Raw genomic sequence first — 16,190 nt, 5'->3', positions numbered from 1 at the left:
AAAAACCTGAGCCCGGTGGAATACCGGACGCAGGTTCTAAAGGTCGCCTAACGAAACTATTTAGTGTCTAACTTTTTCGGTTCAGTTCAAACGTGACGGATTCTTTTTTTGTTGGAAAGGGAAACGATGGAATCTGTCGAATAAGAACTATGTAAGCGAATTGCGGTCATACATACAGGATACCGCACAACGAAAAAGGAGGAATCACCATGTTCCATCGTCGCAAAACGTATACGATTCGACCTGAACGCCTGCAAGAATTCACCGACTTTTTTCATACATACATCTACCCGATCCAAGCGTCCCATGGCGCTCGTCTTGTCGGACGCTGGGTGACGGAAGACAAATCTGAGGTTATGGCCTTATGGGAATACCGGGACCGTGAACATTATGAGCAAGTCGAACGGGATTACCGAGGCAGTGCGTTACGGCGAGAAGCGATGAAAAAACGAGCCCGTCTCGGAAAAGACTTGTATATCAAATCGAGCGAAGAGTTCATGATGCCGACGGGACATTATACGCCACCTCGTACTATCGTCTCTGTGACAGCCCATATCACGAACGAAGCGGGCGAGGTCCTACTCGTCAAAAACATGCATCGGAACGACTCGTTCGAAATGCCGGGTGGACAGGTCGAAGAACATGAGTCACTCGTTGACGCCATCCATCGCGAAGTGCGAGAAGAGACTGGTGCAGAAATAGAAGTGGAAGGCATCACCGGGATTTATCAAAACGTCTCATCCCGCGTCCTCTGTGTCACCTTCCGCGCGAAATACGTATCAGGTGAGCTCAGGTCACAAGCAGGCGAGACGCAAGAAGTCGGGTTCTATCCGATTGATGCGGGTAACGTCGGCGACTATATCAAGCGGGAACATTTCCAAATGCGCTTCCTTGATGCAATCGACCCGATTTATATGCCGTACGCGATTTATAAAGTACGTCCATATGAATTGATTGAACGGATCGAACGCCAATCGGTATAACAAAAAAAGAGATGATTCGCTCATAGCGAATCATCTCTTTTGCTTATGCTTCTTGCTTCGATTGGCCGGTCTCCACTAATAGCTTACGGACGCGACGTTTTTCCACGTGGAGGACGGTGAACGTCATGTCTTCATACATGACTTGCGCACCTTTCTCCGGGATGTCACCGAGCAATTCAACGAACCATCCACCCATCGTGTTTGAATCGATGTCTGGGTCTTTGATTCCCATTTCTTCTGCGAACTCATCAACATCCATATCGGCCATACACTCATACACACCTTCACGGAGACGTCTGAGATAGACGACGGATTCGTCGTGCTCATCCCAAATATCACCGACAAGTTCCTCGAGCATGTCTTCTAGAGTGATCAAACCTGCTGTCCCCCCGAATTCATCGAGGACGACAGCCATGTGAGACTGTTTCTGTTGGAGAATCGGAAGCAGTTCAATCAGTTTTGTCTGCGGTGACACGAACGTGACCGGTCGAATGAGCGAACGGACATCGGTCACTTCATCTCTCATCATCGAACGCAAGAAGTCTCGCTCCGACAAGACACCGATGACGTTATCAATCGAGTCTTTATAGACCGGTAACCGTGAATGACCACCACTGAAAATCGTATCTTTGATCTCATCGAGCGTATCATCGATGTCGACGGCCAAAATATCAATACGTGGTGTCAGGACGTCATCCACGGAAATGTCGTTAAAGGCAAATGCGCTGTGCACAAGCTCAGCTTCCGTCTCGCCGAGTACACCTTCTTCTTCACCCATATCGACGAGCACTTTCAACTCTTCTTCTGTGACTGATGGCTCTTTATCTTTCATCCCGATGAGACGTAATGTCACATTTTTGAGACCTGTGAACACAACAGTGACCGGTTTGAGGATTTTGACAAGAAAGACAAGAATCCCGCTGATTGCGAGCGAGTACTTCTCTGCGAATTCTTTCGCAAGAGACTTCGGTAAAATCTCACCAAAAATCAAGATGAGAATCGTCGTTACGAATGTCGCAACAAGGAGTCCCGTCCCTCCGGTAAAGATCGTAGTCGCAATCGTAGTCGAGACCGTCGCCGAACCGATGTTGACGATGTTGTTCCCGACGAGGATTGTCGAGAGCGTATCATCGAAATTGTCGACAAGGCTGAGGACGCGCTTGGCACGTTTATCCCCATCCTCTGACATTCGAATCATCCGCACTCGGTTCACACTCGATAAGGCGGTCTCAGATGACGAGAAGAACGCTGACAATAGAATCAAAACTGCATATAGAATTAAACTTGACGAGGGCACAGGGTCCACGTTAGCTTCACACTCCGTTTCTTCTTAACAAATAATTTTTTACTCCACAAATTCGAATTCGAAATCGAGGATTGCGACGACGCTACCGTCTTCGGCACCCAATTTACGAAGATCGTCATCGACGCCCATCTGACGCATTTGACGAGCGAATCGCTTGATTGACTCATCATGGTCGAAGTTCGTCATCTTGAAGAGCTTCTCGATACGTGGTCCCGTGATGACGAAGCGTTCGTATTCATCGATGTGGATTTGATAACCTTTTTCTTCCTTCTCATAACGATACACGACACGAGGCGTCGCTGTCTTCTCTTCAAGCTCATCGAGTGGGAATTCAGGCGTCGTATCGACGAAGTTCGCCACTTCAATCAACAAGTTGCGAAGACCATCTTGAGCGAGTGCAGAGATTGGGAAGACTTTGACATCGTCCCCTACCTTCTTCTTGAACTCTTCGAGATGTTCCTCTGCGTCCGGCATATCCATTTTGTTCGCCACGACGACTTGTGGACGCTCGAGGAGGCGTAAGTTATACGACTCGAGCTCACGGTTGATTGTCGTGTAGTCCTCGAACGGGTCGCGTCCTTCCATTCCGCTCATATCAATCATATGAACAATGACTTTCGTCCGCTCGATATGACGCAGGAATTGGTGACCGAGACCGACGCCTTGACTCGCTCCTTCAATGAGACCAGGAAGGTCGGCCATGACGAAGCTACGGTCGTCCGCTGTCTTGACGACGCCGAGATTCGGTGTGATCGTCGTGAAGTGGTACGCCCCAATTTTAGGACGTGCAGATGAAACGACCGAGAGTAGCGTAGACTTTCCGACAGACGGGAAGCCGACGAGTCCGACATCAGCGAGTAATTTCAACTCGAGACGTAACTCGCGCTCTTGACCTGGTTCTCCGTTCTCTGCAATTTCAGGAGCCGGGTTGGCTGGTGTCGCGAAACGACAGTTCCCCCGTCCACCACGTCCACCTTTGGCAATCGTTGCTTGTTGTCCGTGCTCGGTCAAATCGGCGATGACCGTATCCGTTTGTGCATCGAACACAATGGTACCAGGTGGAACTTTGACGATGAGCGGCTTCGCTTTACGTCCGTGCATCCCTTTTGACATCCCTTTTTCGCCATCATAGGCGATAAACTTCTTCGAATAACGGAAATCAACGAGTGTACGTAACCCTTCTTCTACTTCAAAGACGACATCTCCACCGTGACCACCGTCACCACCTGCAGGTCCACCATCTGGGACATACTTTTCGCGGCGGAAGGCAACCATACCTTTTCCGCCGTCTCCAGCTTTTACAAAAATATTAACCTGATCGACAAACATTTATTTCCCCTCCTTTATGTGAAACGTAGTACTATCTACGTTCTGTTCGTACACATCGGCTGATGGGTTCACACCTGCCGGGACAGTGCCCGTGACGCGAACCATCAGTCCGTCCGTGAACGTCACATGAATCGGCCCGTCCGTGTCTTCTAATAAACGGACAAGCATCTCTGCCACTCGCGCGTCATCGATGGCAAGTTGGTCGGTCGAAATCGTATACGTCATCCGTCCTTCCCAATTCGCTTGAATCACGACAAGGCTCGTCTGCGGCACGTTCAGACGAACGAGCGCACTCTCCTCGTCAGCCTGTTTCCGATAGCGTTCGTAAAGTTCCTCGAGCTTAGTCGGATCGAGTGCCGCATAGAGTGAGATCAATTGAAGCCGATTCATCCATTCGTGACGGACGGTCGATAAGAGCTCGAGTGTCTGTTCTGAATCCATTTGTTCCTCTCCTAGAAAAAAAGACTCTAACCAAAAAAGTGGCTAGAGTCTTCTGCGTCGTTCAACTTACGCGCCTGGGTAAACGCTCACTTGTTTCTTGTCGCGACCAAGACGCTCATAGCGTACTACGCCGTCAACTTTCGCAAACAAAGTGTCGTCGCCACCACGGCCAACGTTTTCACCTGGGTGAATCTTTGTACCGCGTTGGCGGTAAAGGATTGATCCAGCTGAAACTGTTTGTCCGTCAGCGCGTTTTGCACCGAGACGTTTCGAAATTGAGTCACGACCGTTTTTAGTCGAACCAACTCCCTTTTTCGAAGCGAAGAACTGAAGGTTCAATTGTAACATGAGGTCCACCTCCTATTGTTCAATTTGGATATATTCACCGTAGCTTTGGGCGATCGTGTCTAACTGCACGAGCATCCCTTCTAATAACAGTTGGGTGCGTTCCATATCCTGCGGTGATAAGTCAGGATACGTCTCGACATAAAAGTAACCACCCTCTGTTTGATCTGCCATTTCTACAAGAAGCGATTGACCCGCAAGCGTTTCGACGGCGTTATAGGCACCAAATATGATGGCTGAAACACCGGCGCACACCAAGTCAGAACCAGGTTCTGCAAAGTTGGCATGACCAGTCACTTCGACAGAGCGAATCAAATTCGCTTCGTCTCGTCTTACCTTGACCCGAATCATAGCTTACGCTTCGATTTTCTCGATGCGAACTTTCGTGTAAGGCTGACGGTGACCTTGCTTACGACGGTAGTTTTTCTTAGCTTTCATTTTGAAGACAGTGATCTTCTTAGCGCGGCCGTGTTTTACCACAGTACCGACAACTTTAGCTCCTTCTACGAGTGGAGCGCCGACTTTAACATCGTCACCACCAACAAAAAGAACCTCACCGAATTCTACAGAACCTTCGACATCAGCATCGAGTTTTTCGATGTAGATCTCTTGACCTGCTTCAACTTTGATTTGCTTACCACCAGTTTTGATGATTGCGTACATATACGTGCACCTCCTTGTTAAACTCAGACTCGCCATCCTGGGCAGGGCAAAAACCTTTAAAAACCCGTTCTGTGCGGTTGTAGCCATTTGGGTGCTTCCAAACGAACTAACGTTATAGATAATACCATTCTCAATTATTCATTGTCAACGACGAGATAAGAAATTCTGACATTCTTCGGACGTCCCGTAAAAGGCGAACTCTGGATTCCCTTCAACGAGGTGCACCTCGATGTCACATTCGTGCCAAGAAGCATCGTGCCACTTTTTTGGTAGCGAGAGTACGACCGCTTCATATTGATCGTTCAAATCAAGTAGTGCACGTTCGAACTGTGAGAAGATGGCCAGTTTCGAAGGCTTGCCGGCATACGTCATTCGATCTTGAATCGAGCGTCCTGTCCGTTCACGTGATAGTTCGAACAACCCCATCCGCGTGAATCCATACACCTCGACACGTCGCGGATCACGCGCCCCAAGTTCTTTCATCTTTTTAAGGAGCCGAGTCTGACCTTCTTTCGAACCGCACAAGAAATCAATAGTAATCATGCCTCCGATGTTACGCAAGCGCAACTGCTCCATGATCGTGTAGAGGGCGGCCTCGTTAATCGTGTCGGCCGCTCGTCCTTTGTCTTTGACGGCAACGTTCTTTCCGCTGTTCACGTCAATGACGGTCATCGTCTCGACTTGTTCGATTAGGACGAATGCCCCTCCGTCTAGCCAGACGACACGACTCTCGAGCTTCTCAATTGCGCCGTCGAGACGTTTCGCCTCAGGCATTCGTCCTTTCCCGATGTGACGTTTCACGGGGACGTCTAATCGTTCGATTCGTGTTTGTCCTTCTTTGTCGTTCAGAAGAACCGATTCGACTGCATGACGCCTCACGAATTGTTCGCATAGTAACTCATCCTGACCGTAGCGTTGATCGATTACAGCCATGGCACGTTCACGAAGAAGGTTCAGTTCTTCCTGTAAAGCATCAGGGGCCACTTGTCCGGCTTCCGTCCGAAACAAGACCCCTTCCTCTTCTGAAAGCTCGAGCACCTTCGAGAGACGATCCTGCGTGACGAGGTCAAGCTTCCGACTAAACAATTTCCGCCGACCGAACGGGAAGTAGACGAGATAGCGTCCGCCGAAACGAATATTTTCTGTCACTTTATGATGCTTACCGTTGATTCCTTCTTTCGTCACTTGAACGAGTCGCTTTTCCCCGACGATAGCAGCCTGACCGATTGCCGGCACCTCTGGGTAAGAGGCGAGCGCACGGAGCGTCTCTGCGATCGGCAGGAAGAACGTCGTCTCACCGTCCGTCAAAAAGGCTGCACCGAGCGACGGATGAATCCGTTCGATTGCAGCTTCGACGATCGTACCGACCGACAGTTGGTCGACAAACCGTTCCTCGACTTCAAGTAAACGTTCTCCGTCCACGAGCATTGCCCGCTCAACCGAAGGGGTGCGTTCATAGATTAACTTCATGTGCATCACTCCTTTCGACAGAAAAAGGCAACTTTCGTTGCCTTTACACTTTTTTCATTCCAAACTTCATCATCAGTTTTGCCCAGAAGCCGACCGGTGCAGCGTCCGTCTGAATCGACATGAGCGGGACCGATTCGCCGAGGATACGGCGTGTGATGTTCCGGTACGCCTGTCCAGCATAGTTATCTGGGTTCATCGTGACCGGGACCCCGCGGTTTGCAGCAGCAATCACTTCCTCATCGTCAATCACGACGCCGAGCAGGTCAATCGAAAGAATCCGCATGATGTCATCGATGTCAAGCATATCACCTGACTCGACGAGGTGATTCTTGACTCGGTTGACAACCAGCTTTGGTGCATCGATATGCTCCGCTTGTTCAAGCATCCCGATGATCCGGTCTGCATCCTGAACAGCTGCCTTCTCAGGTGTCGTGACGACAATCGCCTCATCCGCTCCAGCAATCGCGTTCATGAATCCTTGCTCAATTCCTGCAGGACAATCAATCAAGACGAAATCATATTCCGTCTTCAACTGGTCGACAATCTCCTTCACTTGTTCGGGATTGACCGATGTCTTATCTTTTGACTGTGCTGCCGGGAGTAGGTACATCTCCTCGAACCGCTTGTCGCGAACGAGCGCCTGGTTCAATTTACACTGCCCTGTGATGACGTCGACGAGGTTATAAATGCTCCGGTTGTCGAGTCCGAGAATGATATCGAGGTTACGTAATCCGATATCAGTGTCTACGAGACAGACCGAGTGACCAGACAAGGCGAGCCCCGTCCCGATGTTCGCGGTCGTCGTTGTCTTACCGACGCCCCCTTTTCCTGATGTCACGACGATGGCTCTGCCGTTTTTCACTTCTTTTTCTGTATGTACAGGCTCCACTACTTGCTCCATTCCACTCACCCTCTCTGTAATTCCATTGCATATGCGTCTTTCAGACCGGTCATGACGTGCCGGAGACGTGTCATCTCAATCCCGTCACTCGTCTGATACGCACAACCCATCTCGATTTCAGGAAGTTCTTCCTCGTCGTCGGAGGTGAGAACATGTTCGCCGATTGCTAAAAATTTCGGATGGAGCAGGCTCGCGGTAATCACCGCTTCTTCCCATCCTTCGACACCCGCACGTACATTTCCTCGTATCGTTCCTAAACAATAGATACTTCCTGTCGCCCGGACTTCTGACCCGGGATTGATATCCCCAATCACGAGCACAGAACCATCAAACGTCAGGACTTGCCCGCTACGAATCGTCCCACTGTGATAGTGGAACGTCTTTCTGCCGTACGTCGCTTTCGCTTCTTCCGTCAACATGACATCGCTCGACAAGTCTTCAATATAAAAAACGCCATGACGAGCGACGACCTCACGAATTTGACGTGACAGCTCCTCGTCAAGATAACGAGTACCCGCATGCAACTTCAGGGCAATCTTCCCGGACGGCGGCTCCATTTCTTGCAATGTCGCTTCTAAGTCCGTAAGCACCTCGTCGATGCCACTCTTCGGATTGAAGTGAATGGCAATGCCGTTGCGATGTCCTTTAATCGTAATGTGTCGTTTACGCTCCATCATGGCTACCCTCTTTTCACAACAGGTCGTGTCGTCACGTATCGCGTCATCGGATAATAAAGAATCACGATGGCGATGGCATTGACAAACATCGTCCCTGGAATCTGTTCAACCAATAGTGTTTGAATCGTCATCAACGTCCCACCAATCGCCGCCATGATCCCGTAAATCGAAACGGTGAAAACGAGAATCATAAACGTAAATGTGATGGTGACGGAGAAAAAGTTCTCACCTATATATTTTAACACGAAGCTGGCTAAGAGAGGAATGAGTGAAAAAGTAAATACGTAAATTCCGAGCAAGTCGGTGTAGACGATGTCATACAGCAATCCGAATACAAGACCAAACCCGAGCGCCGTTTCCCATCGACCGTACAGACTGACAAACATCAGCCCGATGAGCGTCAATAAGAGAAACGGCGTCGCATAGTGCCAAGAGAAAATCGATGCCCATGTTCCTTCAATAAGAAAAAGGAGGAACAGGGCGATGAACACTTTCATGTTACTCACCCGCTGCTCCTCCTTCCTCGGGACCCGTTAGAAACGGTTCGTCTAGTGTCCGATTAATCACGTACATTTGTGAGAACTCATTGAAGTCGGCCTCTGGTTTAATTCGGGCGACTTGTGAGACGCCGTATTCGTCCGTCTCAATCGACTCGATTGTACCAATCACGAGTCCGGCCGGGTAGCGTCCCCCGAGTCCAGAAGTCGATACGAGTTCTCCTTCTTTCAACTTGACGCTATTCGATACTTTCGTGAAGAACAATTCGTTCGTTTCGGTATCGAATCCGTCAATAGTTCCATATGTCGTTTTTCCATCCGCATCTTTGACGACAGCCGAAACGTTATTCGTCCGATTGTTGTCGCTGAGCAACTGAACTTGTGACGTATAGGCACTCGTCTGGATGACACGACCGACCATCCCACTTGCCGCGGTTACGGCCATGCCTTTCTCAACGCCTCGTTCTGAACCGACGTTGATAGTGACGTAGCGTTGCCAATCGTTCGGTGTACGACCGATGACTTCCGCGGGAATGAGGTCGAAGTCGCGTAACGACTTGTCTTTCGCTTCGACCATCTTTCGAAGTTCCTCATTCTCACGACGCAAATCATCCGCTTCAACCGATACCTCGGCGTACTTCGCCAAATGTTCTTTCAGCTGGCGGTTCTCTTCGTAGATATCGCGGACGTCTGAGATGGAAGAGACCGTCGAGTCCATCCATCCGATTGGTACCGCGAACACTCGCTGGAACGTGCCGACCACATCACGCGTGACGTCTTGGTACCAGGCTGATTCCGATCGTCCTCGAATCGAAACCCCTAAAATGACAAAAAACAAGATCATTACAACTAGCGTGATGATGAGCTTTTTATTACGTACGAATCGGCTCATCGTGTCTCACCTCTCATCGACGTGACGAGATGCCTGATTTCGAACGGAGGACGTCCATCATTTCAAGAGATTTCCCTGTACCAATCGCAACGCAGTCGAGTGGTTCATCCGCAACGAGTGTCGGGATGTGTGTCTCGTCTGAAATCACGTCGTCCAAGTTTTTAAGGAGCGCGCCGCCACCAGTCAAGACGATTCCGCGGTCCATCACGTCAGCTGCGAGTTCAGGAGGTGTTTGTTCGAGCGTCTGCTTGACACCTGCTAAAATCGCTTCGACCGTATCCGAAAGTGCTTCACACACTTCTGTAGATGTGACTTCGATTTGTTTCGGAAGTCCTGTCACGAGGTCGCGACCACGGATTTCCATCTTTTCCGCTTCGTTCGATGCATCGATGCGCGCCGAACCGACTTCCATTTTGAGCGTCTCGGCCGTACGTTCCCCGATCATGAGGTTGTACTTGTTTTTGATGTAACGAATAATGGCATCATCCATTTCGTCACCACCGACACGAATCGATTGGCTTGTCACGATGCCACCGAGTGAGATTACTGCGACTTCGGTCGTTCCGCCACCGATATCGACGACCATCGAGCCAGTCGGTTCCCAAACCGGGAGGCCTGCACCGATTGCTGCCGCGAACGGTTCTTCGATCGTATATGCTTCACGAGCACCTGCTTGTTTAGCAGCGTCTTCCACGGCACGTTTTTCAACAGACGTGATACCGCTCGGTACACAAATCATGACGTTCGTCTTCGATGCGAACAAACCGCCTTTTGATTTTTGAGCTTGTTCCATGAAGTATTTAATCATCGTTGCAGTCGTTTCAAAGTCAGCGATGACGCCGTCTTTCATCGGACGACGTGCAGAGACGTTCCCTGGAGTACGTCCAATCATATCTTTGGCCTGGTTACCAACGGCCTCAATTCTTCCTGTATCAGTGCGGAACGCCACGACGGACGGTTCACGTACAACAATTCCTTGACCTTTTACATAAACGAGCGTGTTAGCCGTTCCAAGGTCGATTCCGATTTCTCGGTTAAAACTACGAAACATAGGTGTTGCTCCTCTCTTCGTTACACTATTTTTTATTATAACGGAAAAATCATGTTTGAAAACGTTCATTCGATTACAGGTTATTTACAATAACCGCATCTCAGTCCTGTCTTACCGTCTTTTAGTTTGCCTTCTTTTCGGTAAAAAGGCAAATCAAAAAAGCAGACGCGAGTAAGCGTCTGCCTAAGAAGAGAACGGTTACAATCCTGGTTGGAGCGGGATGAGTAACATCGCCCCGTAGAAGAAGACCGAGAAAATTAATACTGGTCGAAAGAAGCGGGACGGCTTCAGGCGCGTCGCCCCGGCTAAAAAGCTCGATGTCGTCACGACGAAAAGGTAGATGCCGACGTACATGAGCATGAGGCGGACGAGTACCGTCCACATGCCGAGTTGGTCGATTTCGTTAAAAGAGAGCACAATTAGACCAATATAAGCGATGAGCGATAGAGCACCGACCCCTATACCGACGAGCGGTGAGACACGATCGAGCCAATGGTCTTTGTCGAACCGGAGGAAAAGCACCGTACTTACAAATAAAAACAAGATAAACAAGACAATCGAGAAAAGCGTCGGCTCCAAGTGTATGTAGCTGACGAATAGTGACATCCCGATCATCAAAACCCAAATGATTTTTTCCATGTTGAACACCTCATTTATCATTTTACCAAAGTCACTTTCCCGAATGGAGAAAACTGTATATTCTTTTTGAGGTTGTCATAATTTTTTAATGTAATGAGGATGGACTGTCGTAGCGGCTCATGAATATCCTCTTCACTTAGCCGGATATACAGACTCTTCAAAAATATTTTCACGTTGTGGACGACATACCAATACGTTTCCTCATCAAGTTGTTGTTTACGTTCCTCTAAGAGATGTGGGAGCCTCTCCACATGATGAAGGATGATTTCAGAATCCATTCCTCGTTCGAGTAAACGTAGGAGCGGATGGATAAGACGTTAATCTTCGTCATGCGCCAATACGTCGGAACGCATGATTTGATTGATGATGATGTGGAAGAGTTGCGGAAATGACTCCGGACCGAGTTTCGGATTTGCAATCAGTTCGTCCACCGCGTCTGCCGCGTGGGCAATCGAATGGGCCCACCCACTCCCATCCACATAACCTCTTGTATCTCTTTCAAGTTGGAGATATCGAATCAAACCTTCTGCTGCCTGTTGGAATTGCTCTTCTGTCAAAAAGTTCTCTTCTACATCCCGATGCAGAATCAAAGCCATCAATAAAGTCGTAAAGGCTCTCGTGAAGATAGCGTCCGACTGTGTTTCCTCAATTCTATGAAACAAAAGAGCATGCAAGGACGTCTCAAGGAGTTCACTCATCTTGTCGAAATCGATGTCTTTTTGTTCAATGATGAGGCGAAAGAACATCGTGTATATGAGTCAATCACGGAGTTCACCATCCGTTGATCCAATCTGATCAACCATGCTGGTGAGGATACTTTCTTTGTGGACTTCGTAATACGTCATATCCCCTTCCTTCATCATCCGAAGGGTTTCTTTTAATTCATCATTCGTCATAACATTCATATTCGTACACCGCTCTTTTCAATTTGATTCTTCATCTGATTTTTAGTCGAATGACAGTCTAGATAGCGCTGTTCATTCAGGCCATCCATTCGAATGTTGTGATGTTTCTTCTTCACCGGAATAAATCATCCACAAACTCAACATCAAACAAATCAATCCGCCCAACCCAGTCGTAATCAACGACAATTGCTCACCAAAAAATGATTTACTGACTGATAAGAAAATGAGAAACACCCAACCGATCACATTCCATACCGTAATACGCGACATTCGATAACCTCCTATGAACAAACTCATACATCATCATTCCTACTCTTTTCAAATTCTACATCTTCATTTATCATTTTCCAACTATATCCAAAATTGAATGCGGTGCCATGCTTCTCTTAAAAAAACAAAAAAGCAGACATCGCAATGCCTGCTTCCTACGCCTTACCCATTCATATACCCCCGCTGCTTCATACTGACATAATGGTCTTCCCCGATGATGACATGGTCGAGACAGGCGATGCCGACGATATTGCCTGCTTCGACCAAACGTTCGGACACCTCGATGTCTTCCCGACTCGGGGTCGCGTCCCCGCTCGGATGATTGTGCACAGCGATAAAGCATGCCGCCGACAACTTGAGCGCCTCACGAAACACATCGCGCGGGTGGACGATTGACGAGTTGAGCCCTCCGACGAAGAGCGTCTTCCGCGCAATCAGTTGGTTCTTCGTATTCAAATACAAACAGACGAAATGCTCCTGATTCAACAGTCTCAATTCATCACGCAACAACTCATAGGCGTCTTGCGGCGAACGAATCGTCGGCATACTCGCTTTCGGTTCCTCGACGTATCGAATCCCGATTGTGAATGCGGCGAGGAGTTGCTCTGCTTTCTTCTTCGTCATCCCTTCGATTTTGCATAAGTCGTGGACGGACGCTTGTGACAACGCCCGTAACGTCGGGTAGACGTCCGAGATACGACGAGCCGTCTCCATCGGGTCAGGTCCCCGTCCTCCGATTTGAAGCAATCTGGCGATGGCGGTCTCTACACTACGGTCAAGCACCATGGTCATTCCTTCACCTACTTTCAAGTTCACAGGAAGCGAGGCGTCACCCCATGCCGGTCGAGCGTCTTGACGAGCGGATGAATCGGCAATCCGACGACATTATAAAAATCCCCTTCGATTCCTTCGACGAAGAGACCACCCGATCCTTGGATGCCATACGCGCCAGCCTTATCGTAGGGCTCTGTCGAATCTAGATAATCTGCTAGCCAGGTTTCAGGAATCTCAGCGAACGTCACATGCGTCGTCGTGACGAACAAATCTTGAGTCGCACCGATGATACTCACACCCGTCAGCACTTCATGGGTCGAACCGGATAATCGTTCAAGCATCCGTTTCGCATCCTCCTGGTCTGACGGTTTCTCTAAGATGACCCCATTCAAGACGACGACCGTGTCCGCTCCGATGACGATGGCATCACGGTGTTGTCTTGCCACATCCATCGCTTTCTCCCGGGCCAGACGAGCGACATAATCACTCGGTGTCTCCCGACCGTCTGTCCCTTCCGTCACGGTCGATGGGATGACCTCATGCTTGATTCCAGCTTTCGTCAATAGCTCGGTACGTCGCGGTGACATCGAGGCGAGAATGACACGCTTCTGTGTTGAATTCATTGTATCGACTCCTTCTCTTCTTCCAAAACGGCGTTCCTTTCCGTTTCGGTCTTCACTGTTGATTGTAGGCAACGTGCCTCCTAAACACAATTACCTGCGACGAAAAACACGTCCCTTCAATTGCGAAGGGACGTGCCGATTTATGGTGTCGTATAGTCGTATACCGGGATATCCTTTTGCTCAAACGCCGGTTCCGGAATGTATCGGTCTGGAACGAGTTGGTCGAGGTCTGGACGATAGAAGGCATCGAGCTCGACTGTAAACTCGAGCGACTGCACTTCTTCGACCGTATTCGGTCCCGTCTCGGCAGGTCCGGTAAATTGAACCGTCCGTAACACGTGAATCCGATTCATCGACTCGATCGACTCCAAGAACGAGACGAGCGCTTCATACGTCTCTGCTTGAAGATTGACCGTCGAACGGACCGTCGAGGCATTGACGGGTGCAACGTCCATCGGTTCAGCCGGTTCGTTCGTCGCACTCACGTCAGCCGGATTGAACGGCTCGACCGTTTCTGGCACCTCCGACTCGGCCACGACGCCATCCGCAAATGCGATGCTCGTCACGTTGACACCCGCAAGAAGACTTGCCTGTGACAACGCTTCGACGACCGTGTCGAGGGCAGGCATCGTCGGAACGCGTGTCTGAAGCGTCTGAGAGTCCGCTACGTCAACAGCCTTCCCTTCTTGACGCAACAACTCCAGTTTTGTCTGCTCGAGCGAGAGGTCGCGTTCAAGCGCTTCGACCTCACCTTGTTTGACGTAATACGTATATCCGAAGTAAGCCGGTGCGATGATTGCGACGAGGAGGCAAATCGCAAATAACGCATAGATTGTCGAACGTTTCATTGACTCACCACCTCCTCATTCGTGTCCTCTTCTTCCGTCAATTCTTCCTCTACGTCCTCGAACATGAACGTGAACTCGCCGATGTAACGTGGAAGCGGATCCTCTTCAAACGAGTTCTCTTCTTCTGAATCCACATCCGCTTTCAACTCCGTCGTCACACCGAGGAGATTGACGTCGAGAAAGCGCTCGTCGGTCATGAGCGAGCGTTGGAATTCATTTAAATCCTCTAACGTCTCGAACTGAGTCCGTACGCTCATGATGGAACCGTCAGCGTAGTTATACGTCAAAACGTAGCCTGTCGGCGGCAATTGTTCGGTCAACGCGCGCAGTGCCGGTACCGCGTCTTTTTCCATGTCGGTCAATGCCGTCACGGTTTGGTCGAGCGAGAGCACTTGTTGCGCTTTCGAATTCACTTGTTCCGTTTGATAAATTTGGACGAGCTGTAACTCTTCTTCGATTCGCATCTGTTCTGCTTCCAATTGGTCGACCTCATAGTACAAGTATCCGGCCGCCCCACATCCAAGAAGAAGCGCGACAAGACCGGTCACGATCGGCCAACGAAGCGTCACATCGGTCGAGTTGATGAAGTTCGTGTCGCGATCCCGTTGAAGCGTCGCCATTCCGAGGAGCGGGAGCATTTGATGCGATAGCGGTGTCCCGTGAGCGATGGCGAGCGGTTGCTCGACTCGCGTCACTGAGACGAGTGACTCTGACTGAATCATACGGACAAGGTCATCTACCTCAGGGACAGTACCGGAAACGTATAACTCATCGATGGCCCGTCCGTCTGTCCGTAATGAATACCGATAGAAGTCGAGGAAGCGAGCGAGTTCGTTCAGCCAGTCATCCAGTTGATTCGCCTTCATCTCGCCGGTACCATCATATGTATACGTCACGACCCCGTCTTTCGTCCCGACCTGATACGGAAGATCCAATTCAATGGAACGAATGAAACGAATTTGTCCTTCTTCGAGCACGAGCAACTGATGCGAAAATGGCGTGATATGCCAAAGAAGCGTCGACTGGAACGGGTCGATCTCCGACAAGCGCATGACCCCGTTGGCGACCGCGACGGAACGTGGTGTGATCTTCTTCAAGGCGAGACCACGTTTTTTCATATAAGAACGGAGCGACTTCGTCAATTCAATGGAAACGGCATGTAACATGACGTCCGTCTTGACCCCATCTTCTCCTAACACTTCATAGTCGAAAGACACGTCATCGAACGGCAAGATGATCGAGCTCCCGATTTCCATGAAGAGATAACCGCGAATCTCGTCCTTCGGAATCGAGGAAGGAATCTCGACTTTCCGTGACAACACCTCGGTCTCGTCCAATGCGACCGCACACGTCATCCCACGACGGACTTTCAACTTACGACAGAGTTCATCGAAAGCGAGCGTAAACGCTGTCTCATCAAGAATCTTACCTTCTCCGTATGCATCTTTTGCTAACTGAACCGAGGCGCTTCGTTTGAACACCCCTTGTTTGATGACGGCCCCGTGGATGCTGAGTGCATCAAACGAAAAATACGTGACCGTCCCTTTCTCTATCCCACGACTCATGATCGTTTCCC

21 protein-coding genes and 1 other annotated feature are annotated in these 16,190 nt (G+C 49.6%); of the genes, 1 reads left to right on the top strand and 20 read right to left on the bottom strand.

The window, feature by feature from the left end:
- Positions 1–209: 209 nt before the first annotated feature.
- Entirely contained in the window at positions 210–983 is a 774-nt protein-coding gene (locus KNO76_RS04650; protein WP_026826461.1) for an NUDIX domain-containing protein, read from the top strand.
- A gap of 43 nt (positions 984–1,026) precedes the next feature.
- Here the strand turns inward: KNO76_RS04650 and KNO76_RS04645 are convergent, their stop codons facing one another.
- From KNO76_RS04645 to pilM, 20 genes are all read right to left on the bottom strand, one after another.
- Positions 1,027–2,289, bottom strand: a complete 1,263-nt coding sequence (locus tag KNO76_RS04645; RefSeq protein ID WP_214883038.1) for a hemolysin family protein — start codon at positions 2,287–2,289, stop codon at positions 1,027–1,029.
- Between the two features lie 39 nt (positions 2,290–2,328).
- Positions 2,329–3,618, bottom strand: a complete 1,290-nt coding sequence (obgE, locus tag KNO76_RS04640; protein WP_026826463.1) for a GTPase ObgE — start codon at positions 3,616–3,618, stop codon at positions 2,329–2,331.
- Positions 3,619–4,059, bottom strand: a complete 441-nt coding sequence (locus tag KNO76_RS04635; protein WP_026826464.1) for a Spo0B domain-containing protein — start codon at positions 4,057–4,059, stop codon at positions 3,619–3,621. It abuts the gene before it with no gap.
- Positions 4,060–4,125: 66 nt separating this feature from the next.
- On the bottom strand, positions 4,126–4,407 hold the full coding sequence (gene rpmA / locus KNO76_RS04630) for a 50S ribosomal protein L27 (RefSeq protein ID WP_026826465.1): 282 nt from the start codon (positions 4,405–4,407) through the stop codon (positions 4,126–4,128).
- Positions 4,408–4,419: 12 nt separating this feature from the next.
- Positions 4,420–4,755 (bottom strand): ribosomal-processing cysteine protease Prp, encoded by a 336-nt coding sequence (locus tag KNO76_RS04625; RefSeq protein ID WP_026826466.1) that lies wholly within the window; start codon positions 4,753–4,755, stop codon positions 4,420–4,422.
- Between the two features lie 3 nt (positions 4,756–4,758).
- Positions 4,759–5,067 (bottom strand): 50S ribosomal protein L21, encoded by a 309-nt coding sequence (rplU, locus tag KNO76_RS04620; RefSeq protein ID WP_026826467.1) that lies wholly within the window; start codon positions 5,065–5,067, stop codon positions 4,759–4,761.
- Positions 5,068–5,082: 15 nt separating this feature from the next.
- Positions 5,083–5,156, bottom strand: a sequence feature (ribosomal protein L21 leader region).
- Between the two features lie 55 nt (positions 5,157–5,211).
- Positions 5,212–6,537 (bottom strand): ribonuclease E/G, encoded by a 1,326-nt coding sequence (locus KNO76_RS04615; RefSeq protein WP_214883036.1) that lies wholly within the window; start codon positions 6,535–6,537, stop codon positions 5,212–5,214.
- A gap of 43 nt (positions 6,538–6,580) precedes the next feature.
- The gene (gene minD, locus KNO76_RS04610; RefSeq protein WP_051545985.1) at positions 6,581–7,438 is read right to left on the bottom strand and encodes a septum site-determining protein MinD; all 858 of its coding nucleotides are present in this window, start codon (positions 7,436–7,438) and stop codon (positions 6,581–6,583) included.
- A 5-nt stretch (positions 7,439–7,443) separates the two neighbouring features.
- A complete protein-coding gene (locus KNO76_RS04605; protein ID WP_235181854.1) occupies positions 7,444–8,112 on the bottom strand; it encodes a septum site-determining protein MinC in 669 nt (222 codons plus the stop codon).
- 5 nt (positions 8,113–8,117) lie between these two features.
- Positions 8,118–8,612: a rod shape-determining protein MreD gene (gene mreD, locus KNO76_RS04600; protein ID WP_051546024.1), complete on the bottom strand. Its 495-nt coding sequence runs from the start codon at positions 8,610–8,612 to the stop codon at positions 8,118–8,120.
- Position 8,613: 1 nt separating this feature from the next.
- Entirely contained in the window at positions 8,614–9,504 is an 891-nt protein-coding gene (gene mreC / locus KNO76_RS04595) for a rod shape-determining protein MreC (RefSeq protein WP_214883033.1), read from the bottom strand.
- A gap of 13 nt (positions 9,505–9,517) precedes the next feature.
- The gene (locus KNO76_RS04590; protein ID WP_026826473.1) at positions 9,518–10,555 is read right to left on the bottom strand and encodes a rod shape-determining protein; all 1,038 of its coding nucleotides are present in this window, start codon (positions 10,553–10,555) and stop codon (positions 9,518–9,520) included.
- 198 nt (positions 10,556–10,753) lie between these two features.
- Positions 10,754–11,194, bottom strand: coding sequence for a hypothetical protein (locus KNO76_RS04585; RefSeq protein WP_214883029.1), 441 nt, complete (start codon positions 11,192–11,194; stop codon positions 10,754–10,756).
- 317 nt (positions 11,195–11,511) lie between these two features.
- Entirely contained in the window at positions 11,512–11,892 is a 381-nt protein-coding gene (locus KNO76_RS14285; protein ID WP_251127884.1) for a DUF2785 domain-containing protein, read from the bottom strand.
- Positions 11,893–11,952: 60 nt separating this feature from the next.
- Entirely contained in the window at positions 11,953–12,099 is a 147-nt protein-coding gene (locus KNO76_RS13995; RefSeq protein ID WP_251127877.1) for a hypothetical protein, read from the bottom strand.
- Between the two features lie 72 nt (positions 12,100–12,171).
- Positions 12,172–12,369 (bottom strand): hypothetical protein, encoded by a 198-nt coding sequence (locus KNO76_RS04575; RefSeq protein ID WP_214883024.1) that lies wholly within the window; start codon positions 12,367–12,369, stop codon positions 12,172–12,174.
- Between the two features lie 162 nt (positions 12,370–12,531).
- Positions 12,532–13,161 carry a RadC family protein gene (radC, locus tag KNO76_RS04570; RefSeq protein WP_015881143.1) on the bottom strand — a complete coding sequence of 210 codons (630 nt, stop codon included), beginning with the start codon at positions 13,159–13,161 and terminating at the stop codon, positions 12,532–12,534.
- Between the two features lie 20 nt (positions 13,162–13,181).
- Positions 13,182–13,766 carry a Maf family protein gene (locus KNO76_RS04565; protein ID WP_214883021.1) on the bottom strand — a complete coding sequence of 195 codons (585 nt, stop codon included), beginning with the start codon at positions 13,764–13,766 and terminating at the stop codon, positions 13,182–13,184.
- A gap of 140 nt (positions 13,767–13,906) precedes the next feature.
- Positions 13,907–14,614, bottom strand: coding sequence for a hypothetical protein (locus tag KNO76_RS04560; protein ID WP_214883018.1), 708 nt, complete (start codon positions 14,612–14,614; stop codon positions 13,907–13,909).
- Positions 14,611–16,179 (bottom strand): pilus assembly protein PilM, encoded by a 1,569-nt coding sequence (pilM, locus tag KNO76_RS04555; RefSeq protein ID WP_214883015.1) that lies wholly within the window; start codon positions 16,177–16,179, stop codon positions 14,611–14,613. The genes KNO76_RS04560 and pilM overlap by 4 nt, the downstream gene beginning before the upstream one ends.
- Positions 16,180–16,190 lie beyond the last annotated feature (11 nt).

Source organism: Exiguobacterium sp. s101 (genome assembly GCF_018617835.1).
Lineage (GTDB): Bacteria > Bacillota > Bacilli > Exiguobacteriales > Exiguobacteriaceae > Exiguobacterium > Exiguobacterium marinum.
Note: the sequence above shows the minus strand (reverse complement) of the source record. Positions and strands in the feature narration are given on the sequence as shown.

Excerpts from the sequence above, each read along its gene's own strand:
- KNO76_RS13995 (WP_251127877.1), bottom strand. The coding sequence starts at position 12,099 with ATGAATGTTATGACGAATGATGAATTAAAAGAAACCCTTCGGATGATG.
- rplU (WP_026826467.1), bottom strand. The coding sequence starts at position 5,067 with ATGTACGCAATCATCAAAACTGGTGGTAAGCAAATCAAAGTTGAAGCA.
- KNO76_RS04565 (WP_214883021.1), bottom strand. The coding sequence starts at position 13,766 with ATGAATTCAACACAGAAGCGTGTCATTCTCGCCTCGATGTCACCGCGA.
- KNO76_RS04615 (WP_214883036.1), bottom strand. The coding sequence starts at position 6,537 with ATGAAGTTAATCTATGAACGCACCCCTTCGGTTGAGCGGGCAATGCTC.
- KNO76_RS04585 (WP_214883029.1), bottom strand. The coding sequence starts at position 11,194 with ATGGAAAAAATCATTTGGGTTTTGATGATCGGGATGTCACTATTCGTC.
- KNO76_RS04635 (WP_026826464.1), bottom strand. The coding sequence starts at position 4,059 with ATGGATTCAGAACAGACACTCGAGCTCTTATCGACCGTCCGTCACGAA.
- KNO76_RS04625 (WP_026826466.1), bottom strand. The coding sequence starts at position 4,755 with ATGATTCGGGTCAAGGTAAGACGAGACGAAGCGAATTTGATTCGCTCT.
- KNO76_RS04560 (WP_214883018.1), bottom strand. The coding sequence starts at position 14,614 with ATGAAACGTTCGACAATCTATGCGTTATTTGCGATTTGCCTCCTCGTC.
- minD (WP_051545985.1), bottom strand. The coding sequence starts at position 7,438 with ATGGAGCAAGTAGTGGAGCCTGTACATACAGAAAAAGAAGTGAAAAAC.
- KNO76_RS14285 (WP_251127884.1), bottom strand. The coding sequence starts at position 11,892 with ATGAGTGAACTCCTTGAGACGTCCTTGCATGCTCTTTTGTTTCATAGA.
- KNO76_RS04590 (WP_026826473.1), bottom strand. The coding sequence starts at position 10,555 with ATGTTTCGTAGTTTTAACCGAGAAATCGGAATCGACCTTGGAACGGCT.
- KNO76_RS04575 (WP_214883024.1), bottom strand. The coding sequence starts at position 12,369 with ATGTCGCGTATTACGGTATGGAATGTGATCGGTTGGGTGTTTCTCATT.
- mreD (WP_051546024.1), bottom strand. The coding sequence starts at position 8,612 with ATGAAAGTGTTCATCGCCCTGTTCCTCCTTTTTCTTATTGAAGGAACA.
- obgE (WP_026826463.1), bottom strand. The coding sequence starts at position 3,618 with ATGTTTGTCGATCAGGTTAATATTTTTGTAAAAGCTGGAGACGGCGGA.
- rpmA (WP_026826465.1), bottom strand. The coding sequence starts at position 4,407 with ATGTTACAATTGAACCTTCAGTTCTTCGCTTCGAAAAAGGGAGTTGGT.
- mreC (WP_214883033.1), bottom strand. The coding sequence starts at position 9,504 with ATGAGCCGATTCGTACGTAATAAAAAGCTCATCATCACGCTAGTTGTA.
- KNO76_RS04605 (WP_235181854.1), bottom strand. The coding sequence starts at position 8,112 with ATGGAGCGTAAACGACACATTACGATTAAAGGACATCGCAACGGCATT.
- pilM (WP_214883015.1), bottom strand. The coding sequence starts at position 16,179 with ATGAGTCGTGGGATAGAGAAAGGGACGGTCACGTATTTTTCGTTTGAT.
- radC (WP_015881143.1), bottom strand. The coding sequence starts at position 13,161 with ATGACCATGGTGCTTGACCGTAGTGTAGAGACCGCCATCGCCAGATTG.
- KNO76_RS04650 (WP_026826461.1), top strand. The coding sequence starts at position 210 with ATGTTCCATCGTCGCAAAACGTATACGATTCGACCTGAACGCCTGCAA.